General features: G+C 50.8%; 1 protein-coding gene and 1 pseudogene. Both read left to right on the top strand.

Features of this window, described 5'->3' with window-relative positions; all coding sequences use genetic code 11:
* Positions 1-47 precede the first annotated feature (47 nt).
* A pseudogene (locus ACLH1I_RS26465) lies at positions 48-916 on the top strand (IS3 family transposase); the annotation flags it as partial.
* Positions 917-1,188: 272 nt separating this feature from the next.
* A complete protein-coding gene (locus tag ACLH1I_RS26460) occupies positions 1,189-2,265 on the top strand; it encodes an IS110 family transposase (RefSeq protein WP_024177929.1) in 1,077 nt (358 codons plus the stop codon).
* The last annotated feature ends 18 nt before the right edge of the window (positions 2,266-2,283 follow it).

The following is a 2,283-nucleotide window of genomic DNA, read 5'->3' as shown; positions in this document are numbered from 1 at the left end:
CCTGAACAGAGGTGATATGCTCACCTCAGAACAACACAGGTGTCATAATGAAAAAAAGAAATTTCAGCGCAGAGTTTAAACGCGAATCCGCTCAACTGGTCGTTGACCAGAACTACACCGTGGCAGATGCAGCCAGCGCTATGGATGTCGGCCTTTCCACAATGACGCGATGGGTGAAACAATTACGTGATGAACGGCAGGGCAAAACACCAAAAGCCTCCCCCATTACCCCGGAACAAATTGAAATCCGTGAGCTCAGGAAAAAGCTACAACGTATTGAAATGGAAAATGAAATATTAAAAAAGGCTACCGCGCTCTTGATGTCAGACTCCCTGAACAGTTCTCGATAATCGGGAAACTCAGGGCGCGTTATCCTGTGGCCACTCTCTGCCATGTGTTCGGGGTTCATCGCAGCAGCTACAAATACTGGAAAAACCGTCCTGAAAAGCCAGACGGCAGACGGGCTGTATTACGCAGTCAGGTACTTGAACTGCATGGCATCAGCCACGGCTCTGCCGGAGCAAGAAGCATCGCCACAATGGCAACCCAGAGAGGTTACCAGATGGGGCGCTGGCTTGCTGGCAGACTCATGAAAGAGCTGGGGCTGGTCAGTTGCCAGCAGCCGACTCACCGGTATAAGCGTGGCGGTCATGAGCACGTTGCTATCCCGAATCATCTTGAGCGACAGTTCGCCGTAACGGAACCAAATCAGGTGTGGTGCGGTGATGTGACCTATATCTGGACGGGTAAGCGCTGGGCGTACCTCGCCGTTGTTCTCGACCTGTTCGCAAGAAAACCAGTGGGCTGGGCCATGTCGTTCTCGCCGGACAGCAGGCTCACCATGAAAGCACTGGAAATGGCATGGGAAACCCGTGGTAAGCCCGTCGGGGTGATGTTCCACAGCGATAGTAATAATGCCGATGTCAGTCTTTACCACCACTTAGTTTGCCGTTTAACCAGATTGGTGTGATTACTGATGCAGTGAAGACCTTCCCGCATCCTGACTCACACAGCGATCGACCTTTTGTGTCCTGCCCTGGACCCGTCGGTTGCCGGAAGCGCCTTCATGCGAGGCATCTCTTCACCGATGCGCGTGACTCAAGAAGGGCCTGACGGCTTGTCTCGTTACTGTCCTGTCCGGGTTATCTGTCTGGAGATTCAACTCTGTTTCCTCACAGGAGCTCTGTCATGGTTGATAAAGTTACCGAAGCTGCCGTTGTGGGTGGCGTGGATACACATAAAGATTTGCACGTTGCCGCTGTCGTAGATCAGAACAATAAAGTCCTTGGGACTCAGTATTTCTCCACAACACGACAAGGTTACCGGCAGATGCTGGCATGGATGACCTCGTTTGGGACATTAAAGCGAATTGGTGTTGAGTGCACAGGTACCTATGGTTCCGGTTTGCTTCGTTATTTTCAGAACGCCGGGTTAGAAGTTCTTGAGGTGACTGCTCCAGACCGGATGGAGCGACGCAAACGGGGTAAGAGTGACACAATTGATGCTGAATGTGCCGCTCATGCAGCATTCTCAGGCATCAGGACAGTTACTCCCAAAACGCGTGATGGCATGATTGAGTCCCTGCGGGTATTAAAAACTTGCCGAAAAACAGCAATATCAGCCCGCAGAGTCGCTCTCCAGATTATCCATTCAAATATTATCTCTGCCCCGGATGAATTACGTGAACAGCTCAGAAATATGACGCGCATGCAGCTCATCAGGCCCCTGGGTTCCTGGAGACCTGATGCCAGTGAATACCGCAATGTAACCAACGTTTATCGCATTTCATTAAAGTCCCTTGCCCGACGCTATCTCGAGTTACATGACGAAATCGCTGATCTGGATGTCATGATTGCGGCAATTGTCGACGAGTTGGCACCTGAACTGATTAAACGTAATGCTATCGGATACGAAAGCGCTTCACAGTTGCTGATCACTGCCGGAGACAATCCTCAACGGTTAAGATCAGAATCAGGATTTGCGGCACTGTGTGGTGTCAGCCCGGTCCCCGTTTCTTCTGGAAAAACGAACCGTTACCGACTTAATCGTGGTGGAGATCGTGCTGCAAATAGTGCACTTCACATCATCGCCATCGGACGCTTACGAACTGACGCAAAAACAAAGGAATATGTCGCCAGGCGTGTAGCCGAAGGACATACAAAAATGGAAGCGATACGCTGTCTAAAGCGATATATCTCCCGCGAAGTTTACACGTTACTGCGCAATCAAAACAGGCGGATCAACAGTATCCCGATAACAGCTTGACTCTTAGAAGGGCGTCCA

The sequence above is a fragment of the Klebsiella sp. 1SOBk10mer genome (assembly GCF_046602535.1).
GTDB classification, from domain to species: Bacteria; Pseudomonadota; Gammaproteobacteria; order Enterobacterales; family Enterobacteriaceae; genus Klebsiella; species Klebsiella quasipneumoniae.
The sequence above is the reverse complement of the archived record's forward strand: the minus strand, read 5'-3'. Positions and strand labels throughout refer to the sequence as shown.